Here is a 24,657-nt window from a genome sequence, read left to right on the forward strand (position 1 = left end):
GCCATTCCAGACCTAGTATTACCTTTTATCATAAGTGAACAAGAGGCCCGTGCTATTGCGCATACAACACTCGCCACTAACGCAACTGATTCAATCCAGGTGCAACCTTTGCAATTGCCATATTGGGTATTTTCTGTGGCTACTCGCACTTTTGTTTCAGTTGAACGTGGCACGCTCCAAGATATCAATGCTGATACCCTAAAGCTGGAATGGACAGAAGTTAAAGAAACAATAGACTTATCTGTTGAGCGCTTTTTAGTCCCGGCATTTTTGGGTATTGAGCAAACAAGTGCTAGCCCAGAAGACTGGAGATGGAAATTTGATGAAGCTACACCGATGCAACAATTGGATATCAGCACTAGGTTTGCCTTGCTGGAAGTTTCCATCGAAGCCGCTTTTGCTGAATTACAAAACTATCTACAAGAAGAAGTACTAGAGCAAATTCCTGAGCGTATAGGCGGCATAGAACAACGTAAGATTAACACCGATATGCGCTATCAAAACATCGCTGCGCACACACTATTGTTACCACATTGGTGTGCAAGGTCGGGTGAAGATGATCAGCAAACATCTGTGTTAATTAATGCCCAAACGGGTGCAGTAAAAATTCCGGAAAACCCTTCTGGACCGGTTCTGACAATCGAGAGCAATCATTCTATGCAGCAGAAAAATACAGACACAAGTGCACAAACGGTCAAAACTTCGATGCTCGTATCCATTTATAGCGGCATGGGGATTGGCGTGATGATCGGCTTATTAATGGGCTTGGCCGCGCCCCAAAGCGCCGATGCTAAATCCATTGTGGCCATCTTTATTGGTGCGGTGGGTGTGGGCCTTGCCGCATTACTGGGCTTAAATGACCGTAATTTCAGCACTGCTAAGGGCCTGCGCATTGGCTCATTTGGACTGGCTGTGGCAGTTTCTGCACCAACAGGCATTTATGTGCGAGACAACAATCTGCTTTCGCCAGGCATTATGATGCAAGCCATAGAATTAAGAGAGGTATTTAAGACACTAGACGATGAACGCCTTTTAGCTCTGCTAAGTTCAACCAAAATCAGTTCAACCAGCAATAAAGATGGCAGCAAGACTCAAGTTATTGAACAGCAATTAAATAAGCAAATGAGTGCGCTATTTTCATCACCAGTATCCTTGGAAAAATGCGTTAATTTGGAACCACCGGAAAACGAAAACAATCTACAAGCAGAAGATATCGTTAACAATATTAAACTTAATGGCGGTGAAAGCTGGGAGCAATTTGTAGCACTAGTGCAGCAAGAAATTCCACAAATACAAGATCAAAAAGCTGTGTTAGTGCTAGCACGCAATGCAGTGTGTAAGTTTGCACCATTTAAAGAATGGCAAAAACCCAAACCTGCACAATGCCAGCGGCTCAGTGAAATATCCAACAGCGCAGTAACCAATGAGCAAATTGTTGCGGCCTACGCCTCAGAATCTCTTACAGTCATCAAAAATCAACTCACTGCGAGCCGCCTAGCATCCGAACAACAAATATCGGGATTAAAACTTATGGGAGGAATGTTATGTTCTGGAAAATGATGTTGGAAGATTTGGCTGTATTCACTAAACACCTTGTCCTTATTGTGTTTTTCGTAATATTTAGCAGCGTTGCCAACGCCCAGATGGATTCGCGTTATCTGGAAGCTCGCTCAGCACGTTTGTTAGTAACCGGCTTAGATATCAATAGGCAACCTTATGCCAAAGCCCTAAGCAGTTTTTTATGGCAGTCAAACGACCAAATTGTGACGTCTTTGCATGGTATTCCACCTGGCAGCAAAATCACAGCGACATGTATGGGTGTGACTCGCGCAGCAACGGTCCAAAGTGTCTTACCCTATGCCGATTTAATTCTACTCAAAACCGACACGCCCTTCAGTTCTTGTAGTTTTTTTACAGACGCGGATTTCGAAAAACCCGCAGAAGGTACCAAACTTTGGACCTTTGGCTGGCACGCGGGAGCCAATGGTGGCTCATCAAGGCATTTTGAAAAAGGTTACGGTTCACCGGAAATACTGGGTAAATTAGTCAGTGGCGATCCCTTGAAAGCTTTACAATTGTACAACATCCCTTCTACCACCCTTGCTATCTACTATGTGCAAGGCGGCTTGTTACCTGGCTATTCTGGAGGCCCCGTAGTTAATGCACAGCTTAAACTTATTGGTATAGTTGATGGAGGATTAAATAAAGGCACTAGTGACTATAACTGGGTAATTCCAGCCAAACATCTTGCAGAATTAGTCAATTCAGGTTCCACAGAAATACCATTAGAAGTGGCGACTATGAACGGGTTTCCAGTATTTTCTGCCAGCCAAGATTCACATGCAAATTCAACACAATGGCATGAGTATGGCTTAAACTTATTTGCCTCTGGTATTGCCGATGGCGGTGGTGTGGACATCATTCAATATAATGAAAATGGTGTTGCTTATGAATGGGTAAAAACCAAAACACAGAGCTTAGATGAGCTCGGTCAGACTGCCGACGATGCAGAGGGAGTTGGCCAATTACTTGATATATATGCCGCCGCTGCTGGCCTAACTAGCGCAAAACAACTGAGCTTTGATGTGTATGAAGAGCTTGAATATGGCTTAATCATTACCGTACCCAAGGGGCAAGGCCTGGCCTATCGCGAGGGAACGGGACTGGTTTCCGAGTATGATGATGAGCAGACAGGATTATCCTCCTTGACGTTCAATCATGCCGATGTTCCGATTACGGATGCTAATGGCAAAGTAGTGAGTCCCCATGAAACAAATTACTTTCAGGAAGTGGTTTCGCAATTGTTAGTTGACTGCCAAGATCCCGGTATGAATTATTGTCACCTTGATGAGCAAAGCCTGCGCATTATTGATTTTGGTGATGGCGATAGAATTCTGAAGCTGGGTATTACTAATTATGATGTAGAAACCCAAAGCCCAGAATTTTATGAATACCATAGTATTGCCGTCAGCGGTGATACAGCTCTTGGCGCCCAAGCCTTGATATTTCCTACCGGTCAGGTTGGATTATTTCAGTGTTTAACCGATAGTGAACGCAGCGAATGTGCCAACAAGAGACCCGCACAACTCCAACTTTCGCAACTCATTGCAGTACATCTCACCAGTTTTGCCGATTTGGACTCCTTTGCGAGTCAAAAAATTGTGCAACAGCAATTTATTTACGACACCAGTAAAGACTTCCCTGCCACGGTACAAGTGCCATTTTATGAGGGTGACAATTTGCGTTTTTATAATACCCGTGGCACCGAATGGATTTACTATCTAGAGGGTAATGAACAAGCAATACTTCACGAATACCAAGCACGAGGTGATGGCTTTGTGTATTTACAATATGAAGATCGCTATATTTCTATACCGGTAGCAGGCGGTCAATATTACGTGGCACAAGCTGGCGGAGAGTGGGTATTGCAAGGCATCTTGCAAAAGTAAAAACGATACCAACTCCCCTTTTGGCTTAGCGCCTTTATCGCTCGTCGTCTAAACCTTAGCGCTCGTCGGGCATTCCAGGGCGCTCATCGGGCATGCCGACTCTTTCGTCTGGCATTCCAGGGCGCTCATCGGGCATACCGACTCTTTCATCTGGCATTCCAGGGCGCTCATCGGGCATACCGACTCTTTCATCTGGCATTCCAGGGCGCTCATCGGGCATACCGACTCTTTCATCTGGCATCCCAGGGCGTTCATCGGGCATGCCGACTCTTTCGTCTGGCATTCCAGGGCGCTCATCGGGCATGCCGACTCTTTCGTCTGGCATTCCAGGGCGTTCGTCGGCAAGCAAATTCGCCTTGTTGGGGTTTTCGGTCTGACTGATGGAGCGCGGCTGATTATTCGGTTCTGATAATTTTTTCACTGAAGATTTCCTATCTAGATTCGATGCACTAGTGAGCATATACTGACCATCTAGGAAATGCCATGGCTAAAGAAACCAAATAGCAGGGTCTTTCTTGGCCGCTTATTATAAGGAGATAATCATTAATTTAATCCGCTTTTTTCGCCAACTTGTCGACGAGGTCCGCCGTCGCAAGGTACTGCCTGTCGTTGTTACTTATGCCGTTGTAGGTTGGTTGATTTTACAAGTCGCGGGGCTCACCTTTGGACCATTGGGATTACCAAGCTGGGGGATCCGAGTGTTAATCATCACCACAATTGCTGGTTTTCCCGCGGTATTTTTATTGGCTTGGTTAGTTGATTTTCAAGAAAAAGGAATAATGTTTGACTTACCGCTGTGGCCAAACGAAGGTGAAATATCACAACAGCAAAAGAAATCCAGCCAATTATTAGCCATAGTGCTTTGTTTGTTAGTAATAGTCGGCTCTATTGCTCTGGTTTTTTATCTGCTTGAAAAGTTTCCTAAACCTGAGTCTGCTGGCATAACTAGCAGCTCTGTTGAACTTCCAAACAATTCTATTGCGGTGATGCCGTTTGAAAATTTTGGTGGAACTGCTGATTCTGACTATTTTGCTGGCGGGCTGGCTGAAGAAATACTTAATTTTCTGGCCGAAACAAATGAACTCAATGTCGCGGCAAGAACGTCGTCCTTTCAATTTCGTGACAAACAAATTGATATTCGTGAAATTGCTAGATTGCTGAATGTGAAAAACATTGTTGAAGGTAGTGTGCGTCGCGAAGGGGATCGTATTCGAGTGACTGTGCAATTAATCGATGGTGGCGAAGGTTATAATGTTTGGAACAAAAGCTATGATCGTAATTTGGATGATATTTTCGCCATCCAACAAGAGATCGCTAGTGCAATAGTCAATGAATTAAAGATTGCTCTTTCGGTCGATTCACAAAACCACCTTGATACAACACCCGCTGAAAACGTTGAGGCTTATTTATTTTATTTGCAAGGGCGCGAAAAGCTGCGCAGTTCCCAAGACGCCGACGTAATGATAGCGGCAATGGCATTTTTTAACCGTGCTTTAGAAATTGATCAGAAATTCTCGCGAGCCTATGCAGGAATTTGTGAAGCCGAATTGAGGCTGTATGAAATTTCTAACGATACGACAAATTTTGACAATGCTGAACAGGCTTGTGAACAAGCGAAAAATCTGAATAAGGAACCAAGTAGCGAAGTGCAAATCGCACGAGGTCGCTTGTATAGGTTCCGTGGTTGGAATGAAAAGGCCATCGACGAATTAAATGCTGTTATTGCCAGATCACCAACTGCGGTAGACGCCTATATTGAACTTGGTGAAGTATTCAAAGTCCAGAAAAAATATTCGCAGGCGGAAACCGTTTTTTTACGCGCCGTTGATCTTAAAAGAAACTATTGGAAGGCTCACGAAGCTTTGGCTAGTTTTTATTATCGGACCGAACGTTATAATGAATCAGCCCAGGCCTATGAAGTGGTTACGCGCTTGACACCTGATGTGGCCGTTGGCTTTGCGGGCAAAGGTGCTGCTTATTGGATGCAGGGTGACACTGAACGTGCCTTGCTCGCCTATCAACGGTCCTTGCAATTAAAACCCTCACGGCAGGCTTATACCAATATTGGCTCGCTTTACTATTATACTGGCCAATTCACCCAGGCAGCCAGCATGCAAAAGTTGGCGTTGGACTATGCGCCAGATGACCATCGAGTTTGGGGGCGATTAGCAGAAAGTTATCGCTTTATACCAGGTAAAGAGGCTGAGTCCCAAGCCGCCTATAAACGGGCAGCAGAATTGGCGCTAAACAATCTTAGTATCAATGCTGATAGCTGGGCTACGCGCGCGGCACTGGGCGTGTATTATGCCCACTTAGGACGTATAGAAGAAGCCAAAACCTTGCTCGAACTTGCAGTTAAACAATCACAACGAATTTCAGAAGCCCTGTACTTTCAAACTCTTGTACTGTTAAAAGATGACAATGTAGAAGAGGCATTGGCGGTGTTGGAGGAAGCTGTAGCAAAAGATGCCGCTTATCGTCAGTTTATTGCAGACGATCCTGACCTGCAAACGCTACAAGACAACCCGCGTTTTATTAAACTATTGCCAGTAGCAAAAGCGCAGAAAAGCGATTTATAGCGCTTTTTCTGATCGTTTTTTTGAGCAAGATCGGACATCTAAATAATTACTAGTCGAGCCCAGAGTTGATTATTACAAACACCGGAACTAGTTGTAATGTGTATTAGGCTTAAATGGTGTCATCTTGCCATTTCGCTTGGTCAAAATCAGTATCAAAACCTTGCTCAGCTAGCCAGGTTTTACATTCATTAACGTGCTTAAAAAAAGCCAGCTCCTGATGTCATCAATAACGGCCCATGATCTGTCTGCAAAAGCCTTGCTATGCCCAAGAATCACCTAACTTAATCTTTGCATCTGAATATTTTGTTCCCCACCAGGATCACAATCGAGCATAAGCACCTTGGTTGAACAATGGATATGGAAGGTTGCTGGCATCTGATTCACTGACTAAAGAAATGTGTAAAGAGAGAAGACTTTTATTCTCAAAATATACAATCCTATTGTGCCTTTACAATTCACTGTCGTCATAAATCCGTCACCAATACTTAATTTAGCTGTCATATGAAAACCCTATCCTGTCTAAAATCAAAAACTTAGCATAAGGATAATTAATGAAATTGCTCAAAAACCTATCGTACAGCGCCATCGCTCTCGCTTTAAGTGCCACATTAACAGGTTGTTTTTTAGAGGGTGACGATGGAGTACAAGGTGAAACCGGCTCACAAGGCCCGGTTGGAACCCCAGGTACTGATGGTTCAAATGGTACTGACGGTGCAAACGGTCAAAACGCCAATGCGGGTGTGCGTTTAGAACTCGTAGGTCGAGCCCAACTTAATCCCAGTGATCCCGTAGGTGCCGCGGAAATCGTGCAATATCATGCTGCCACTAAAATGATTTATGCGGTAAATAGCGCAGCTTCTGAACCAACAGTTGAAATGATCGATGCTTCAACCATTACCAGCGAATTACTGTCTAACCCACTCACAGCCGATACCTTAAATGCCACGCCCTTTATTCTCCCTGCGACGGCTAACAATGTTGCTTTAGCCGGCCCAACCAGTGTCGCGGTTAAAGGCGATTGGATGGCAGTTGCAGCTCCGGCAAAAGATAAAGCCAGCAACGGTTATGTGTTGTTTTACAATGGTTTAAATGCCGCCACACCGGTTTTTGTTAAAGCGGTAGAAGTGGGTAACTTACCTGACATGGTGACATTTAATGCCGACGGCAGCAAAGTCGTAACGGCCAATGAAGGTGAGCCTAGCGGTGATTATGGTATTGATCCAGAAGGTTCAATATCAGTTATTACCTTTACCGACGGCGTGCCTGCCGATACCTCGGTGATGGTATCGTTTAGCAGTTTTAATGATAAAAAAGCTCAGTTAGCTGCCCAAGGCATGCATTTTCCTAACCCAGCTGGTCGCACTATTAATGGCAAGTTGATCACCACTTCAGTCGCCCAAGACTTAGAGCCTGAATACATCACTATTGTGGGTGATATGGCTTATGTAACCTTGCAAGAAAACAACGGTATCGCCATGCTCAACCTAAGTGACAACTCACTTACTATCAAAGGTTTAGGTTACAAAGATTGGAGTCAATACCAACTTGACGGCATGGAAGACGGAAAAGTCAGTTTTGGTCAATATCAAGATGTATATGGCCTTTATATGCCAGATACAATTGCTTCATTTAGCTGGAAAGGTGCGGGTTTTATTGTGACCGCCAACGAAGGTGATGCACGCGAATATTTCTTTGATACCTTAGATGCCAATGGCGAGCAAGACGAAGATCTCTGTGAAGCGGCAGGTGGTCAAGACTTTGATGAAGATGACGGTTGTTTAGCTTTTACCGAAGAAACTCAAGCCCGTGATCTGGATTATTTGCCCGGCTCCAACCTTGATACTATCGCCGGTGGCGACCCCAGAAAATCAGACTTTACGGCCAATCCCCTAGGACGCCTAACTGTCACTTCAGCTATGGGTGATAGCGACAACGATGGCGTTTATGAAGCGATTTATGCTTATGGTGCACGCTCGTTCACCATTTGGGACAGCAATGGTTTAGCGGTATTTGATTCGGGAGACGATTTTGAACGCATTACCGCCTCTATTCACGGTAATGCCTTTAACAATAACAACGATGAAAATATCGGTGATGACCGTTCTGCCAACAAAGGACCTGAGCCAGAAGCCTTGACTATCGGACAAGTGGGCGATCGCACTTACGCCTTTATCGGCCTAGAACGTATGGGTGGCATTTTTGTCTACGACATTACTAACCCCTACGACAGCAAATTTGTTGACTATGTGATCAACCGAGACCTCACTGAAGATGGCGACATCATCGGCGATAGCGGCCCAGAAGGCATGGTGTTTGTGAGTGCAAACGACAGCCCAAGTGGAGTTCCTTTGGTCATCATCGGCAACGAAATAAGTGGTACGGTAGCCGTGTGGCAAGTGGTACCTAACTAGGAACTAGCGGCGAGCTTCGAGTCGCGAACGACGAGTATTTAGTTAACATCTAAGGCTCGTCGCTTCGCGATTAGCGCTGCATACCCTTTATTTTGTTAAATCATCAAACAACAACCGAATGCACTTCCGTACTGACAGCCGTCATCAATTTATGAATAGGACATTTATCGGCAATAGCGGCCAAGGCCTGACGTTGTTCATCATTTAAGTCACCGTTTAGTTTTAGACTTACATTAAGTACATACACACCTTTGGCTTCGCGGCTGTTGTCACGTTCAATTTCAATATCGACACTTTCCAAGGGAATTTGTTTGCGTTTGGCATACATTAAGATGGTTATTGCCTTGCAAGCCGCAAGAGAAGCATCATATAGATCATGAGGATCCGGTGCTGAATCGTCACCACCTAAACTGGCTGCCACATCAGCAAACAGCGTGTGTTGGTGGATACGAATCGTCTGACGGTAGGTGCCCTTGTCACTTTTTTGTAAACTGATAGTCATACATTGTCTCCCCTTACATTACGGATTTTGCTACTACATTACTTGTGCAAGTTTGAGCTTAAACAAACTTATTTAGGCAAAGGAATAAACTCGTGTTCATCATCTATGACTTTAGGAAATTTACCCGCTAACCAATCTTGTTTAGCTTGCTCGATACGCTCTTTACGACTCGATATGAAATTCCATTCAATATAACGTTTAGCCATTTTTTCGCCGCCAATAAGGGCAATTCTGGACTCTGCTGTTGCTTCAACTACAACACCATCAGCCTCGGATAATATCACCATCGAAAATTCTGGGATCACTGTGTCTTTGATTTTAAGGCTGCCTTTCGCCACATAAACCGCGCGTTCTTCACAATTAGCTAATTCTAAAGTTTGTCCCGTTTGCATATGGGCTTCTACATACAAGGTTTGTGCATAGGTTAAAACAGGTGATGTAAGGCCGTAGGCGGATCCCATTAACACTCGAATTGGCACCCCATTAACGTTAACAGCAGGAATACTGGCTGATGGATAGTGATAAAAAGCGGGATCGATCTCTTCGTCTTTTTCCGGTAAAGCTAACCAAAGTTGTAAACCGTGCAATGTATGCTCAATGTTTTTCACTTCGGGTCGTTCACGTTCAGAATGAGTAATGCCTTTGCCCGCTACCATCAGATTTATATCGCCAGGAGTGATAGTGGCATAACTACCCAAGGAGTCACGATGTAATATTTCACCTTCAAAAAGATAAGTGACAGTGGCTAAATTAATGTGAGGATGTGGGCGCACATTAATACCAGAGCCAGCGGGGAAAGTTGCGGGTCCCATATGATCAAAAAATATCCACGGGCCAACCATTTTACGTTCTGTGGTGGGTAAAGTACGGCGCACCGAAAACTCACCTAAATCTTTAGCTCGCGGTTGAATGAGCAACTCAATAGCGTCACAGCCTTTATTAAATTGGCAATCTAGTTCTATGTTTTTGCTTTCAATACTCATGCTTTTCTCCTTTTTGTAAGAATTGTCGCAAGTGAGCAACTATCCTAGTTTAACTAAACGCTAGCTGAAGGGTATGACTTTTAATCTAGTCGCAATACATCCCATGCCCAATCTGCAAGGGGTAAAGCCAAACTAGTGGCAAACATCTGATAGTCTTTTTTGCCCAGCGCCTGCACCACAGTTTTAAATTGTGCCTTGGCTTTGATCATCCGCGGATACAAAAGTTGTAAACGCGCCTCTGCATGGTCATCAAAGTGACTATCACGAATGGCTAAAATTTTGTGGCTAAGTTGATAAAACTCGATGATGTAGCCAAGCAATTTAAGGTAAACCAACAACATTCTTTTATTTTTAAATTGAATCGTTGAACCAGACTGCGCTACGGCTCCCGCAAACTGATAGTTGTTATAGGCTGATGCGGTTTCACTGAGCTTTTGCAAAGAGGCATAAAATTGCTGCAACAAAATTAAATAAGAATGTGTTACCTCTTGCTTTGTATCTGACAGGTGGTCAATCGTTTGCTGCCCATCAAAATCAGCGAGTTCGAGACACAACATATCTAAAGATATAAGATGGCGCGTGAGGTTTTGCATTATTGCTCTTTGGCATCCCTTATGTTGTGCTTATCTAAAGCTAAGCATATTAGCCTAAATGCGAGTGAGAAAAAGCCCATTCTATCCTTCAATGCCACGTGACAATCAAGTAAACTACCCGCCAAATTAGATTTAACTCAACGTGCTTATTTTGACACTTACGCCACCCTAGTTATTGCTCATTAACCTCTGTGATATAGAGGTATCGCTGAATACTGTTGTTATTCAGTTTCTTAATTTGACTTATTTCATTCGAAAAATCGCATTTGCTCGTTGTGACGTTTCATTATTAAAACAAGGTAAAACATGTTCAACAATTATAAAACTGAGTGGTTCTCAAATGTGCGAGGTGATTTACTCGCGGGAACTGTAGTGGCACTGGCTTTGATCCCCGAGGCGATTGCGTTTTCGATTATTGCTGGGGTTGATCCCAAAGTGGGGCTATATGCCTCGTTTTGTATCGCGGTCATTATTGCCTTTGTGGGCGGTCGCCCAGGTATGATATCTGCGGCAACCGGTGCTATGGCACTGTTGATGGTGACTTTAGTAAAAGATCACGGTTTGCAATATTTGTTAGTGGCGACCCTATTAACCGGTGTACTGCAGGTCTTGGCGGGTTATCTCAAATTAGGTGGCTTGATGCGCTTTGTGTCACGCTCAGTGGTCACAGGCTTTGTTAATGCCTTAGCCATTCTGATTTTTATGGCGCAATTACCCGAACTGACTAACGTAACCTGGCATGTTTACGCCATGACTATTGCTGGTCTAGGTGTTATTTATTTATTCCCTTATTTACCGGTTATAGGCAAGAGCATTCCTTCTCCTTTGGTGTGCATAGTATCGATGACCGCCATTGCCATGATAATTGGTCTGGATATTCGTACCGTGGGCGACATGGGTGAATTACCCGATACTTTGCCAATCTTTTTGTGGCCTGAAGTACCCTTAAATCTCGAAACCCTGATGATAGTCCTGCCCTATTCAATCGGCTTGGCTGCCGTGGGTTTACTCGAATCCATGATGACAGAAACCATAGTGGACGAACTTACCGATACTACCAGTGATCGTAATCAAGAATGTAAAGGCCAAGGTATTGCCAACATAGGCGCAGGTTTGTTTGGTGGCATGGCGGGTTGTGCCATGATTGGCCAATCCATTATCAACGTAAAATCCGGTGGCCGTGGGCGTTTATCCACTTTTGTGGCGGGTCTGTTTTTAATCATCATGGTGGTGTTTTTAGACGAATGGATTAAACAAATCCCCATGGCGGCCTTGGTTGCTGTGATGATCATGGTATCCATAGGTACCTTTTCGTGGACTTCCATTACCGATCTTAAGAAAAACCCTAAGTCATCCAGCATCGTAATGATAGCGACGGTTATTGTAGTGGTATTTACTCACAACCTCGCACTAGGTGTAATGGTAGGTGTATTGTTAGCCACCTTGTTTTTTGCCAACAAAATTGGCCGTTTTATGGTGGTTAAAACAGATAATGCAGAACAAAGTGACGAGCGTAGCTACAAAGTTGTTGGTCAGGTGTTTTTTGCCTCTTCTGAGCAATTTGTTGCCTCATTTGATTTTAAAGAAGCCGTTGCCAAGATCAAAATCGATCTGTCACAGGCCCATTTTTGGGATATCACCTCAGTATCCGCTTTAGATAAAGTAGTGATTAAATACCGTCGTGAGGGTGCAGAGGTTGAGTTAATTGGCATGAATGACGCCACCGCCACAGTAGTAGACAAATTTGGTGTGCATAACGATCCGGCTGAAGTTGATAAACTGATGGGCGGTCATTAAGGAGAGCGACATGAATAAAATAATAGCTTGTATTGATGGTTCGGTTATCACTAGCGCAGTATGTAACGCTGCTGCTTGGGCCGCCAAACGCTTAAATAAACCTATTTTATTTTTGCACACCATTGAACGTCCTCAACAACATGGCGCCGACGATTTAACCGGTGCTATTGGTTTAGGTGCACGCACTAGTTTATTGCAAGAAATGGCGAGACTAGACGAAGAGCGCAGCAAACTTGCTCTGCAACACGGCAAAGATATGTTAAGCGCAGCGGTATCTACTGCAGAATCTGCAGGTGTCAGCCAGATTGAACAAAAACAACGTCATGGTGACTTACTTGATGCCCTGACTGAGCTTGAAGCAGAGGCTCGTTTGATGGTCGTTGGGCGCAGTGGCGAAGGACATAATAGTGAAACTGGCCAAGCTAGTTTTAGAGCCCTTGGCTCCCATATTGAATCATTGATCCGTAGCGTACATACACCGCTTATCATAGTGCCTCCCACTTTTACTCAGCCAAGCCGTTTTATGCTGGCTTATGATGGCCGTTCCACTGCCGACCAAGCGATTAAAAAAATTATTGCGGGCGGTTTATTAAAAGGTCTGGAATGCCATTTAGTGATGGTAAAAAATACCGCTGCAGGTCAGGCTGAAAAACTAGCAGAGGCACAACGATTACTGACCAATGAAGGTTTTGTGGTTCATGCAAATCTGCTTGAAGGTAATATTTCAGATGTGTTACTGGCATATCAGCAACAACATCAGATTGAGCTCTTAGTCATGGGGGCTTTTGCTCACTCTAAAATCCGCCAATTATTTTTAGGCAGTAATACCATTCGTATGATTGAACGCAGCAGTATTCCACTGATAGTTGTCCAATAAGTGGATAAACAAAATGCAAGCTGAAGTAAAAATCGACGAACTGATTATAGGCACAGGCAAAGCCGCCGAACGCGGCGCGTTAATCACTGCCCATTATCGTGGCTGGTTAGAAGACGGCACTGAGTTTGATTCTTCGTTTAAAAATGCTGCTCCATTTCAAACTGTGCTCAGTAACAAACGCGTGATCCAAGGCTGGATCCTCGGTTTGCAAGGCATGTGTGAAGGCGGTAAACGCAAATTGTGGGTGCCTGCTGAATTAGCCTATGGGGAACGCCAGATTGGTAATATGATCCCTGCTAATAGCAATCTGATTTTTGAAATCGAATTACTTGAAGTGCTTACTCGTTAAAAACGGCTAAAACTAGGAATAAACATGATCAAACTTTATCAATATCATCACTGCCCTTATTGTGTTCGTGCCGACATGGTAGCGAACTATAAAAATATCCCTCATGAAAAAGTGTATTTACTCAACGATGACGAAAAAAGCTGTTATGACTTAGTCAACGCCAAGATGGTGCCTATAGTGCAATTCGACGATGGTGAAGCCTTTGGTGAAAGTTTGGATATCGTTGCTCGATTTGAAAAAATAGGTGACAGCGCTAAAGTGCTTAGCGAAGGTAATGGTGTTGCTCAATTTGACGAGTTGTTTGCCAGCATAAAAGACGCAATGCGTTGTCTGACCTACCCACGCAGTATCATGCTCGATTTGCCTGAATATGCCACACAATCAGCTTGCGATTATTTTCAGCACAAAAAAGAAAAAATGATTGAAAAATCCTTCGCCCAAGCCATGGCTGAATCAGAACAACATATCGTGGCTGTTAACAAGATTCTGGCACGCTTACCCGTATTACCGAGCAATAACACCTTAAGTATGGACGACGTATTGGTTTTCCCTACTTTGCGTAACTTAAGCATGGTCAAAGGTTTGGTATTTCCTGCAGATCTTAAAAGCTATATTGTTCACATTGCCAAGCTAACCCAAACGGAAACCTATTTCGCCAAAGCGTTATAAACAATATAGGAACTTATATGCCACTTAAACTCAGAGGTGTACTGCTTGCTTTATTTTGTTTGCTGGCAGCCTGTCAGCCACAAACCTCGGAAAATGTAGACAAAACACTTAGTACAAACGTGCTGCAAGCCATCCCCAGCACTCTCAAGTTTGAGCAAGGCCGTTATCAAATTTATCGGGGTGATAGCCCTTATTTTATTAAAGGCGCTGGCGGAAGTAGCAATTTGCCTTTACTGGCAGCATCAGGTGGTAACTCGGTACGGACGTGGGGCACTGATAAAGCGCAACAAGTCTTAGATGGAGCCCACGCCAATGGTTTAACAGTGATGTTAGGACTACGTATAGGCCACGAGCGTCATGGTTTTGATTATGATGATAAAGCTGCTGTTGCAGAGCAAAAAGAAGCCGTTCGAGAGCAAATACTTAAATTCAAAGATCACCCTGCTTTATTAGTGTGGGGCATTGGCAACGAAGTTGACTTATTCTACACCAATACCAATGTGTGGTACGCCATTGAAGACATCGCCAGTATGATCAAAGAACTCGATCCAAACCATCTTGTTACCACAGTCACCGCAGGTATAGATAAAACCAAAGCTGATTTTATTAAAGAACGTGTACCCAGCATCGATTATTTAAGTATTAACATCTATGGTGGTTTAGAAAACCTGCCACAACATTTGTTAGATATCGCTTATCAAGGTGCTTATGTCGTAACAGAATGGGGGCCGACTGGCCATTGGCAAATAGCCAAAACCGATTGGGATGTACCTATCGAACAAACCAGTACTGAAAAAGCCGCGTCTTATCGCAGTCGTTATGCGGCAGGCATTGCCGCAGCGCCAGAGCGAGCACTTGGCTCTTATGCGTTTTTATGGGGGCAAAAACAAGAAACCACCCCAACTTGGTATGGTGTATTTACTGAAGCGGGTGAACCAACCGAAGTCGTGGATAGCTTGCAATATTTATGGACTGGCCAATGGCCTGAGCAGCGTGCACCAGCTATCACGTCTTTTAGACTTAATGGCAAACCAGCCGCAGACAGTGTGCATGTGAATCTAGGGCAAACCAATGAGGCTGAAGTAGAGCTTATTCAACATGACGAACAAGGTCTTAGTATTCGCTGGGAAATTTTAGCTGAGAGTACTGATATCAAAGCCGGTGGTGATCGTGAATCACGGCCACAAGCCCTAAGTGGATTGATCGTAGCGCAGCAAGACAACAAACTAACCTTTACCACCCCCGCAGAGCCTGGCGCTTATCGTTTATTTATGTATGCCACTAACCCAGCCAATAAAGTGGCTAACGCTAATATTCCGTTTTATGTGGATGTAACAGCAAAAAATTAAGGCACAGGCTGGTGAGTCGGTAATAGTCATCAGTGAAAACACTAATGACTATTTTAAAACGATGACAATGAAGTTCGTCGTTGAGCTCAAAAAAAACGGCTGTAAATCACAGCCGTAAATGTTATTTATTGAACCAAACTCTTTATTAACTGCGCTGTTTCAACGCAGCCAATACCGCCTCAGGGCGAATAGGTAGGTCACGCACTCTGGCACCCACAGCATTAAATATCGCATTCGCTATGGCTGGTGCAACCGCTATCAGTCCCGGCTCTCCCAAACCAGTAGGCATCTCACTACTTTCTACGAAACTGATATCTAACTCCGGTACATCCTGCATACGCAATGGTGTATAGGTATTTAAGTTAGTGTCTTTTACCTGCCCCTTTTCAAAAGCAGTACCTTCATGCAATGCCAAACTTAAACCCCACAGCATTGATCCCTCAGTTTGCGCCAAGGCACCATCGGGATGCACCACTGTGCCACAATCCATCAGGCCGGTGAGTTTGAGTACAGTCACCTTACCAGTTGCTGGGTCCACTTTCACATGGGCTACACAAGCTCCCCACGTTGGCATGTTGCGCTCTTGCCCAGAAGAAACAGCAATGCCCATACCTTGGTTTTTTGGTAAATTGCGCCCCCATTTAACCTTGGTTTTAATCAGTCCAAGTACCTTGGCGAGACGTTTTGCGCCCCCCACCGACTCAGGGGCTTTGCCGGCATTTTTACCTTCACCATCTAACAATGAAAGCCTCAACGCTATAGGGTCTACTTTTTGGGCATGGGCCACTTCATCCATAAAAGATTCAACAGCCCAGCCAGTCCAACCTGGGCCAACGGCACGCAGCCAACCTGGTAAAAAAGTCTTTTGTGCTAAGGGTATATTAAGCGCTTTAATACGATGATTTTTCAGGGTATACCAATGTTCTGCACCAGAAATAGAAAAAGGATCGTACTTGCCTTTTTTGTCTAGGCTTTCAGGCATAAATCCCGGGGCCATGGCCAAGGTTGGCCAACCAGCAGCGGCTCTGTGTTCGATGCCCAATAGTTTATTGCCAGCGTCCCAGTATGCCAACATGCGCTGCACTGAGGGCGAACGCACACAATCAAAGCGGGCATCGTCTTCTCGCGTAAACACCAATTTAACGGGTTTACCAATAGCTTGTGCGGTTAAAGCTGCAGGGAGCATGTAGTCACCTGCTAAACGGCGGCCAAAACCTCCCCCCAAGTAGTATTGATGGATGAGAACTTTGTCGTCACTCAAACCTAGCGCTTTTGCCACGACTGGCAAAAATAGTGATTGCCATTGGTTACCTGTATGCACATGGCAAATGCCATCTTTAAACTCAACGGCAGCGTTGACGGGCTCCATGGTAAAATGTAAAACCGAAGAGGTTCGATAACTCAGCTCTAATGACTTTTTAGCTTGTTTTGCGGCCTGCTCAATATTGCCCTCATCGACGACCAAAGCGCCGTTAACAGGGTCGTTGGTTAATTCCTCCCCTTGGGTGAGTATATCGAGTTCACTGACATTGCTGGTCTCACCAATTTGATAGTCCACTTTAATGACATTAGTCGCTTTAACGGCAGCGTAGTAACTGTCGGCCACTACCGTAATCCAGCCCTGTAAAGTGTCACTTTTGTCAGTTAATATTTGATAACCTTGATACCCTTTAATTTTTAGCGCGGCACTGTCATCTACACTTTTGACCTTACAGCCATAGCGAGTAGGTGGCACAATAGGCCGTGCATAAACCATGTTAGCCAGCTCAACATCAATACCATATTGAGCTGTGCCGTTAGTTTTAGCGGGTATATCTAGAGCTTTTGTGGGTTTAGCAATCAACTTTCTATTGGCGGGATCTTTCGGTGTGAACTTTGCCAATTCATCCGCTGAGAAAACACGGTCCACTTTGCCATTTTTAACAATTTCACCAAAGCTAATGGACTTGCCATTGCCTAATACCTGACTATTTTCGACCTGACATTGAGCAGGTTCAAGGCCTAGTAATTTAGCTCCAGCCTCGATTAATACGCTTCGACCAGCCGCTCCTGCTTGTGACAAAGGCGTATAACTTTGAAATACCGACCATGAGCCTCCCGTCACCATGTAACCCCATTTAGGATCAGTATCTACATGGCGTAGTTCGACTTTTTGCCAATTAGCGCCTAATTCATCAGCCACTATTCGTGCTAAAGCGGTTCCAACATGTTGGCCCATTTCAGCCTTAGCAATATTGACGATAACCAAGCCATTGGTGTCGATTTCAAACCAAACGGTTGGGCTAAATAACTTGTCAGATAATTGTTGGCTAGCAGCTCCAGTCATAATTTCGGCGTTTAAATAAGGTGAGAAAGCCATCAATAAACCTGTGCCGACACTGCCTATAAGAAACTGACGGCGACTTGGACCTAAGCTGTTTTTATCAAAAGTATCCATATTAGCTTACTCCCTGCACAGTAAGATTATCCGCTTTGGGGTTATAGACTTGCACCACAGAATCAGATTGGCTGGCGACGTCTTTAATCGCTGATTTGATCCGCGCATAACTCATACAACGGCATAAATTACCGCTCATATGGTTAATGATCTCTTGTTCTGAGGGATTAGCATTAGTTGCTAACAAGCCAGCGGCTTGCATGATTTGCCCGGATTGGCAGTAACCACATTGAGGTACTTGATGTTCAATCCACGCTTGTTGCAAAGGGTGTTGGTTTTCCAGGCCTTCGATAGTGCGAATATCGGCATTAGCCACAGCGCTTAAAGGCAAGGAACAAGAGCGTACTGGCGAGCCATTAACATGCACAGTACAAGCACCGCACATGGCTATACCACAACCAAACTTAGTGCCTTTAAGTCCAAACTCATCACGAATCACCCATAATAGCGACGTATCTTCATCCGCATCTGAGTTCATCGCCTTGCCATTTAATGTAAACTTAATCATCTTCACTTCCTTACATAAGTTGTCAACTATTAATCTGCTGCGTTATTTTTAATCTTGAATCTGTAGGAAACTTAAGGTTTACATACCACCAAATTCCCACATGAGACTCAATAAATCTGTTATGCAGTGTAGTTGAGTTTAGCCAGACAAAAAGAAAATCGATGAGATTCCCCCTTAGCTAAGACTGAAATAAGTTAGCGACTAATGCTCGATTGTTTTCTGAGGGCCTGCATCCCTTACTCCTTCTGCGCGTGTCACCGGATAGCCCATATTCATCCAGCCAAAAATTCCCTCGTACAATACAGCTGTACGGCTAAATCCGCGCTCGCGTAGTTGATGTATAACATGTTCTGCAGCAGCCCGTGGGCAGGAACAATAACCAACTATTTGTGCATCTTTAGGTAAGTCTTTGACGACCTCATCAAGATCAGTGTAATAAGGTAATGGGATAGAGCCTTCAATATGAGCACGTTGCCACACTGAGGTCACTCGGGTATCGAGCAATACCATGCGTTTTTTGGCTTGCAGTGCCGCATATAAATCAGCGGAAGACACAAACATATCCTCACTTAAAGTAAAGTCAGGATCTTCATTGTCTGGGTTGATAATGTATTGATCGGGTGTGGGTAAGGCACGTAAGGCAGTTTTTTCCATCGTCCAACCACTGGCCTTACTGCGTAAAAATGCGGTGACATTATCAATATCAGCCGCAGACAATACATCTTCAAACGCTTGCATAGGCGTGCCGTCACGGCCTTTTTCAATGGCATAACGGATAAACTCATCTTTGTTGTGGACCAAGGCCGATTGATTACCTAAGGCAGGAGCCGTAATACCTTCACCATTTTTACCATGGCAACTAGCACACGTTTGCTGATAAACCTGTTCACCTTTAACAATATCGCCTTCAACAGGATCTTCGCTAAGCTCCACACGCTCTGCACCCGACTGCCAAAATAGCCAATAGGTAAGATCCCATGTTTCGTCTAAGGTCATTGGCCCGCCTACCTCATCCAAATACCCGCCCATGGCCGTGCCCTGACGGCCATAAGATAAAGGACGTAAAATAGAATGAGGCACACCCGATTCAAACAAACTTTTACTGCGTAATGAAGGTGCATGATCATTCACATGGCCCTGACGATCCGCACCATGACACAATACACAATATTTTTGATAATTAGCCGCCGCCCTACTTGCCTGTTCGGCAGTCAACTTACGGGGAGGATCTTGCTTTTCATAGACTTTTTTGGCAAAAACTGTGCTGCTAAAAACACAACTTAGCAGGGTTATCACACACAATCTAAGTAAGATATTCATACATCATTCCTTTGTTGTAATGGCTTAGATTATTACCGACTTAGGCCATTATGCTAATTAGAGCAAGTTCATACTGTTGGTCATTTAATCCTCATTTTAAACACATTACAAATGTGATTGTTTGATACCTTAACAGGGAGTTATCACCAAGGGTGAACAACAACGTGCAGACGACCCCACTAATAAAAATAGTAGTAGGGCTTGCTGGTATTTACTGCACGGAGTAAATAGGGTAATTAACTGTTTTTCTTTATCCAGTTTGGATCACTAAGATATTTATCTTCATTGCTACGTTTTGCCAATCGTGTACCGTCTGCACCAATCGTCCAGATTTGCTCGTAATCATCACTGTCATGTTTTGAAACAAACGCAATCAGCTTGCCATCAGGTGACCATTTTGGCGAATGTTGTGTGAAGGCCAACGGAGCCAACATGAGTGAACGTCCAAGTCCACCAGTGCTAGAAACTAAATAAAGATCCCCAAAAACCGCGGCACCAGAACGCGCAAACACTAAAGTACTTCCGTCGGGCGACCAATCAGGTTGATCATCAAAATAATCATCTTCAAAGGTAAGCTGTTGTTTATCGCTACCATCATCCTTCATCGAGCCAATATAACCATAACCATCTCTCGTTAAGCTATATGCGATACGTCTTTGATTGTCCGCTAATAAAGGTGACCAAGAAGGCGATGCAAAACCAATATTACCAATTTGATCAGCGGTTAAATTAACCAACCCACTACCATCAACGTTAATCAGCCAGATATGTGCTCCTTCACCAAAAACCCAGCTACTGAATGCTATACGACTGCCATCAGGTGACCAAGCAGGTTCACCATTGCGCGCAGGCATCGATACTAGCTCTCTATGATTATCGCCGTTACGATCAGCTATTAAGATTTTAGTATCCCAAGGTGAAGTAGATAAATTAACCACAAAGGCAATTTTAGATCCGTCGGGAGATGGCGTACCGTGACCGGCTTTTTTACCCACTGGAAATACTAGCTCAGGAGAAGCATTTGGCAGATTTATATCAACACTGTATAAGACTGGCGCCGTACCCACATCAGCAGCACCATATAACAAATCAAAACTGTACTCACCAAAACCTTCAATGGAACAAAAGGCCTCTTTTCCATCAATTTTTACTTTAATTAAAGTGTTACCCGGTTTTAAGATGGTCACCAAGCCCGCTGCTGAAACAGATGCGATATCTGGATTGGTCGATAACCAGCTCGTACCACGGCCTTCAACGACTCCTCCGGCACTATCGTAAGCAATGACTTGCAACTGTAAACGACTTCCTTCAGGTAGGTATTCCGCATTGGTATTTAATACCACTGAGTCCACTGTTTGAGGGATCTCGTTTGCCAAGACCACTATATTGAGCTTGGCCGTTTTGCCCTCTGCTGAAGCCGAAATTTCGATATCACCCGCAGCTAAAGCCTGCACATGGCCATTGGCAGCGACGAGTAATTTTGTCACATCTGCACTACTCCAAGTAACAGCTCTACCCAGTAAAATCTGACCATTTTGATCTTTTAATGTGGCGTTTAGCTGTGCGCTGTCCCCCGTGTTCAATACTAATTCCGTAGGTGCAATTTCGATGCTAGATACCGCAACAGTAGGCGGGGGAGAACCTCCGCTATTATCCGTCCCACCGCTACCGCAGCCCATGATATTCATCACTGCAATGATCATAAATAAATATTTTTTCATAAAAAGATCTCGTCAATTAAAATTAAATACAATGTGGTTTCTAACGTTTTTTATATTGCTCAAGCTCATACTACGAGATCTCTTCCACTCAACTCTAAGGTGCTGGGTTTTGTCGATATCAACTCTGGTGAAGTGATAAAACAATCTAAAAACTTAGCGAAACGTTATGAATTTGGTGGTTAATGGAATACAAAAACCGAAGTGAGGCGATTATATTTTGTACAGAGGATTACTAACTAGAATAAAAATGTAATTGAGAATGGTATATTTGTAACCAGCCATTTCCCATTCTGTGGGCTGATGAAAAGTAATAGTTGTAAGCATTAGGGGTGACAAGCGACAGTATATTGTTCATGATGTTGCTTACAATAAAGGCGGCTTAGACTGGTGATTTTACGTGATGAAAAACCATTATCTTAGTTAGCTTGCAAATACCTTGTATTCCACGCAATAACTAACAAAAGATTCTGACATTGACTAAAGAAAATACCAACTCCGCCCCTATACCTGCCAATGTACGGGTGATGATTGCCTTAGTGGCGAGTCCGACGTTAATGGTGATTGGCATGCTATTTTATACACTGTTTATCACTGGCTGGCAGTTTGTCTCAATCAGTATGATTATTTTTTCTTTACTGGGCTTTTTCGCTTATTACGTGGTCATTGCAGGTAAACTTCCGGCTATCCGTCATAAAAAAAATGGAAGTTAACGTAAAACTACAACGCTATTCCTACTCATATCAACATTATGTACTTGGCAAGTAGTTGGTGTTTGCGTAACAATCCGTTGCTTGTTTTTAATCAACCCAAATGGATACTTTGATTTGCTAAAAAAACATATTGTTTTTGTATGGGAATTAGGTGGTGGACTTGGCCATGTCGCTGGTTTTTCACCTTTGGCACAAGCCCTTATAAATGCCGGTTACCAACTATCCGTTATCTCACAAAATGTCACGTCCGCTGCTGAAATATTGGACAAACTGCCTATCGATATATATCAAGCTCCGATTTATCGCCAACATACTGACAAGCTTGAAGTAACTTATTCATACCCTGAGATATTGCTGGATTTAGGTTATAAATCCAGCGCTGAACTAATGCCACTGGTAGCGGCCTGGCAAAACTTGCTTGGCCTGTTAAAACCGGATTTGGTTATTTCAGACCATAGCCCAAGCGCTCTTATTGCCTGCAGGATATTGAATCTAAAAAAGATCATGATCGGTACTGGTTTTTTCAGCCCGCCACATGTCAGCCCTTTACCCCTGTTTGTCGGCACAAACTTGCCAGATCAAAAACGTTTAGTTGATCATGAACGCCAAATGTTGCTGTCTATCAATCAGGTGTTAGATAAGTCTGCAACTCCACCACTTAAGCAGGTTTATGAATTATTCCACGTCGAAGAAGATTTTTTATGCACGTTTGCCGAATTAGATCACTACCCAGAACGGCAAAACTCGCGTTATTGGGGCCCGCGTTTTGACATTGATATTGGGGTAAATTTCACTTGGTCAAAGAGCAAAACAAGCAAGATTTTTGCTTATATTAAACAGGATGTTCCAGGATTTGATGCTCTACTTGAGGCTTTATTAACTAGCAAAAAAAATGTCGTACTGTATGTGCCCAGTGCCAGCAAAAAAACTAAACAAACCTGCGCTAGTTATAAAAATGTCGTGCTATTAAATGCACCAGCCAATATGCGCCAAGTATTAGAGCAGGCAGATATGATCGTATGTCACGCAGGCCATGGAGTCGTTTCAGCGGCCTTGTTACACGGAAAAAGACTGTTATTGATACCATCACAATTAGAACAATCCATGTTGGTATATCTATTAGCAAAACAAAGACTAGTGGCCGCAGTTAATCCACGTAACGATAATAACAATTACCCTAAAGCCATAGAGTTTGCTTGTACAAATGCAGAATTAGGTAAAAATGTTGAGTTATTTCAGAAGAAATACGCAGAATTTGACTCATCCAAACAACTTGCTGAGATGGTCAAATCCTGCGCTAAGATATTAGCTTAAAGTGAGGTTTTGTGTTTACGTCTAGACATTGCCAAACCTGCTAAACCAAAACCTAATAAAGCCAAGCCTGCTGGTTCTGGAACATCTGTGCCACGAGAATTAAAAGAGTTGTTGGTTGAGCTAAAACCGTTTGGGTCGCCAAACTGCGCATATGCATTGTTATATGAATAGCTGGTGTCCAAAATCTCACCTGCGACCTTGGTTGTTACAACGTATTCGAGAATAAAACTAGTATTGGCGGCAACCAAGCCCAGATTGACATTAAACAACGTTGCTCCCCAATACAAAGAGTTGCTGCCAACCGAACTATTGTTAAATGTAGGACCTGACGAAACCAAACTTGAACCATTGGAGTCTGTAATAATTTTTGCTTCACTCTTCCAAATACTTCCACCATTTAACCATATCTCTGCCGTATAACCTGCTTCCGCAAAATCATCACCAGCACAGCCACTGCCATATGCAGAAAGAGCCGCACCATAGCCGTAACCACCGTAGCCAGTGTCACCACAGCTTGCATCTATACTGCCATTCATCACTTCAAATGAAAAATCAAAAAATTGATCTGCATTATTATCATTGGTTACGTTGTATGTTTGTGTAAGTGTTGACTGAGATAAAAAGTTGTAATTTCCGCTCGCAGTGGAATAAAACCAACCCGTATCGTCGCCCCTTGCTTTTGCATTAGCGTTGCTAGGACCATCATACTCAGTACTTTCTACTGATACAGAAAAGTTGTTTGTTTGATTATCAGAATCATTATTAACCCCTGCGGTTGCAGTGGTATCACCTGTTATATCAAGAGTAACAAGAGCTGCGTTGGCCTGAAAAGCACTTACACCTAACAGACATGCAATGGTGGCACTGAGCGTTTTTTTATTAGAAATCATGGGACTACCTTGTTGTTGTGATATAAATAAAAATAAGGCTAGGTGTGGGGGGGCCACCAACGAGCCTAACTTAGAAAATTGCTATCACATACGTTATATCTGAGAGGAAAAGCTGACAAATGCAAAATTTCTTACTCTCAGATAATATTTTCTTACCTGAAAAGACTAATAGTTAAAACACAGCTTTAGAATGGGGCAT

20 protein-coding genes are annotated in these 24,657 nt (G+C 43.6%); 11 read left to right on the forward strand and 9 right to left on the reverse strand.

Translation table 11 applies throughout. The annotated features are described in order from the left end of the window. Both AX660_RS22580 and AX660_RS22585 read left to right on the forward strand, forming a co-directional pair. The coding region (locus tag AX660_RS22580) for a hypothetical protein (protein ID WP_162266439.1) at positions 1–1,560 on the forward strand (1,560 nt) is incomplete at its 5' end. Beyond that, on the forward strand, positions 1,545–3,449 hold the full coding sequence (locus AX660_RS22585) for a S1 family peptidase (RefSeq protein WP_131811858.1): 1,905 nt from the start codon (positions 1,545–1,547) through the stop codon (positions 3,447–3,449). The genes AX660_RS22580 and AX660_RS22585, both read left to right, overlap by 16 nt. Before the next feature lie 55 nt (positions 3,450–3,504). Here the strand turns inward: AX660_RS22585 and AX660_RS22590 are convergent, their stop codons facing one another. Beyond that, entirely contained in the window at positions 3,505–3,870 is a 366-nt protein-coding gene (locus AX660_RS22590; RefSeq protein WP_068382419.1) for a hypothetical protein, read from the reverse strand. Positions 3,871–3,964: 94 nt separating this feature from the next. Here AX660_RS22590 and AX660_RS22595 point away from each other — a divergent pair, with 94 nt between their 5' ends. Continuing rightward, positions 3,965–6,028, forward strand: coding sequence for a TPR end-of-group domain-containing protein (locus tag AX660_RS22595; protein ID WP_068382421.1), 2,064 nt, complete (start codon positions 3,965–3,967; stop codon positions 6,026–6,028). A gap of 551 nt (positions 6,029–6,579) precedes the next feature. Then, positions 6,580–8,439: a choice-of-anchor I family protein gene (locus AX660_RS22600; RefSeq protein WP_068382423.1), complete on the forward strand. Its 1,860-nt coding sequence runs from the start codon at positions 6,580–6,582 to the stop codon at positions 8,437–8,439. A 103-nt stretch (positions 8,440–8,542) separates the two neighbouring features. On the opposite strand, the gene AX660_RS22605 is transcribed toward AX660_RS22600, so the two are convergent. From AX660_RS22605 to AX660_RS22615, 3 genes are all read right to left on the reverse strand, one after another. Continuing rightward, on the reverse strand, positions 8,543–8,941 hold the full coding sequence (locus tag AX660_RS22605; protein ID WP_068382425.1) for an OsmC family protein: 399 nt from the start codon (positions 8,939–8,941) through the stop codon (positions 8,543–8,545). Positions 8,942–9,009: 68 nt separating this feature from the next. After that, positions 9,010–9,924: a pirin family protein gene (locus AX660_RS22610; protein WP_068382428.1), complete on the reverse strand. Its 915-nt coding sequence runs from the start codon at positions 9,922–9,924 to the stop codon at positions 9,010–9,012. An 80-nt stretch (positions 9,925–10,004) separates the two neighbouring features. Next, positions 10,005–10,517 (reverse strand): hypothetical protein, encoded by a 513-nt coding sequence (locus tag AX660_RS22615; protein WP_068382430.1) that lies wholly within the window; start codon positions 10,515–10,517, stop codon positions 10,005–10,007. A 306-nt stretch (positions 10,518–10,823) separates the two neighbouring features. Between AX660_RS22615 and AX660_RS22620 the strand changes: the two genes are divergently transcribed. From AX660_RS22620 to AX660_RS22640, 5 genes are read left to right on the forward strand one after another with little or no spacing between them, the layout of a single operon-like run. Beyond that, positions 10,824–12,314 carry a SulP family inorganic anion transporter gene (locus tag AX660_RS22620; RefSeq protein ID WP_068382432.1) on the forward strand — a complete coding sequence of 497 codons (1,491 nt, stop codon included), beginning with the start codon at positions 10,824–10,826 and terminating at the stop codon, positions 12,312–12,314. A gap of 10 nt (positions 12,315–12,324) precedes the next feature. Next, positions 12,325–13,191 (forward strand): universal stress protein, encoded by an 867-nt coding sequence (locus AX660_RS22625; protein ID WP_068382434.1) that lies wholly within the window; start codon positions 12,325–12,327, stop codon positions 13,189–13,191. A gap of 13 nt (positions 13,192–13,204) precedes the next feature. After that, positions 13,205–13,540, forward strand: a complete 336-nt coding sequence (locus AX660_RS22630) for an FKBP-type peptidyl-prolyl cis-trans isomerase (protein WP_068382436.1) — start codon at positions 13,205–13,207, stop codon at positions 13,538–13,540. 24 nt (positions 13,541–13,564) lie between these two features. Next, positions 13,565–14,209 carry a glutaredoxin 2 gene (grxB, locus tag AX660_RS22635; protein WP_082769081.1) on the forward strand — a complete coding sequence of 215 codons (645 nt, stop codon included), beginning with the start codon at positions 13,565–13,567 and terminating at the stop codon, positions 14,207–14,209. Between the two features lie 17 nt (positions 14,210–14,226). Continuing rightward, positions 14,227–15,558 carry a glycoside hydrolase family 2 TIM barrel-domain containing protein gene (locus AX660_RS22640; protein ID WP_082769082.1) on the forward strand — a complete coding sequence of 444 codons (1,332 nt, stop codon included), beginning with the start codon at positions 14,227–14,229 and terminating at the stop codon, positions 15,556–15,558. Between the two features lie 145 nt (positions 15,559–15,703). Here AX660_RS22640 and AX660_RS22645 read toward each other — a convergent pair whose 3' ends face one another. From AX660_RS22645 to AX660_RS22660, 4 genes are all read right to left on the reverse strand, one after another. After that, positions 15,704–17,995 carry a xanthine dehydrogenase family protein molybdopterin-binding subunit gene (locus tag AX660_RS22645; RefSeq protein ID WP_068382438.1) on the reverse strand — a complete coding sequence of 764 codons (2,292 nt, stop codon included), beginning with the start codon at positions 17,993–17,995 and terminating at the stop codon, positions 15,704–15,706. Position 17,996: 1 nt separating this feature from the next. Beyond that, entirely contained in the window at positions 17,997–18,503 is a 507-nt protein-coding gene (locus AX660_RS22650; RefSeq protein ID WP_068382440.1) for a (2Fe-2S)-binding protein, read from the reverse strand. 201 nt (positions 18,504–18,704) lie between these two features. Continuing rightward, positions 18,705–19,823 carry a c-type cytochrome gene (locus tag AX660_RS22655; protein WP_068382443.1) on the reverse strand — a complete coding sequence of 373 codons (1,119 nt, stop codon included), beginning with the start codon at positions 19,821–19,823 and terminating at the stop codon, positions 18,705–18,707. A gap of 236 nt (positions 19,824–20,059) precedes the next feature. Continuing rightward, on the reverse strand, positions 20,060–21,544 hold the full coding sequence (locus AX660_RS22660; RefSeq protein WP_068382445.1) for an Ig-like domain-containing protein: 1,485 nt from the start codon (positions 21,542–21,544) through the stop codon (positions 20,060–20,062). A 473-nt stretch (positions 21,545–22,017) separates the two neighbouring features. On the opposite strand from AX660_RS22660, the gene AX660_RS22665 reads away from it, so the two are divergent. Both AX660_RS22665 and AX660_RS22670 read left to right on the forward strand, forming a co-directional pair. Further along, on the forward strand, positions 22,018–22,254 hold the full coding sequence (locus AX660_RS22665) for a hypothetical protein (RefSeq protein ID WP_068382446.1): 237 nt from the start codon (positions 22,018–22,020) through the stop codon (positions 22,252–22,254). 114 nt (positions 22,255–22,368) lie between these two features. Beyond that, on the forward strand, positions 22,369–23,568 hold the full coding sequence (locus AX660_RS22670; RefSeq protein WP_131811859.1) for a glycosyltransferase: 1,200 nt from the start codon (positions 22,369–22,371) through the stop codon (positions 23,566–23,568). On the opposite strand, the gene AX660_RS22675 is transcribed toward AX660_RS22670, so the two are convergent. After that, positions 23,565–24,458 (reverse strand): PEP-CTERM sorting domain-containing protein, encoded by an 894-nt coding sequence (locus AX660_RS22675; RefSeq protein ID WP_131811860.1) that lies wholly within the window; start codon positions 24,456–24,458, stop codon positions 23,565–23,567. The genes AX660_RS22670 and AX660_RS22675 overlap by 4 nt on opposite strands. Positions 24,459–24,657: the final 199 nt, after the last annotated feature.

Source organism: Paraglaciecola hydrolytica, assembly GCF_001565895.1.
Taxonomy (GTDB): Bacteria; Pseudomonadota; Gammaproteobacteria; order Enterobacterales; family Alteromonadaceae; genus Paraglaciecola; species Paraglaciecola hydrolytica.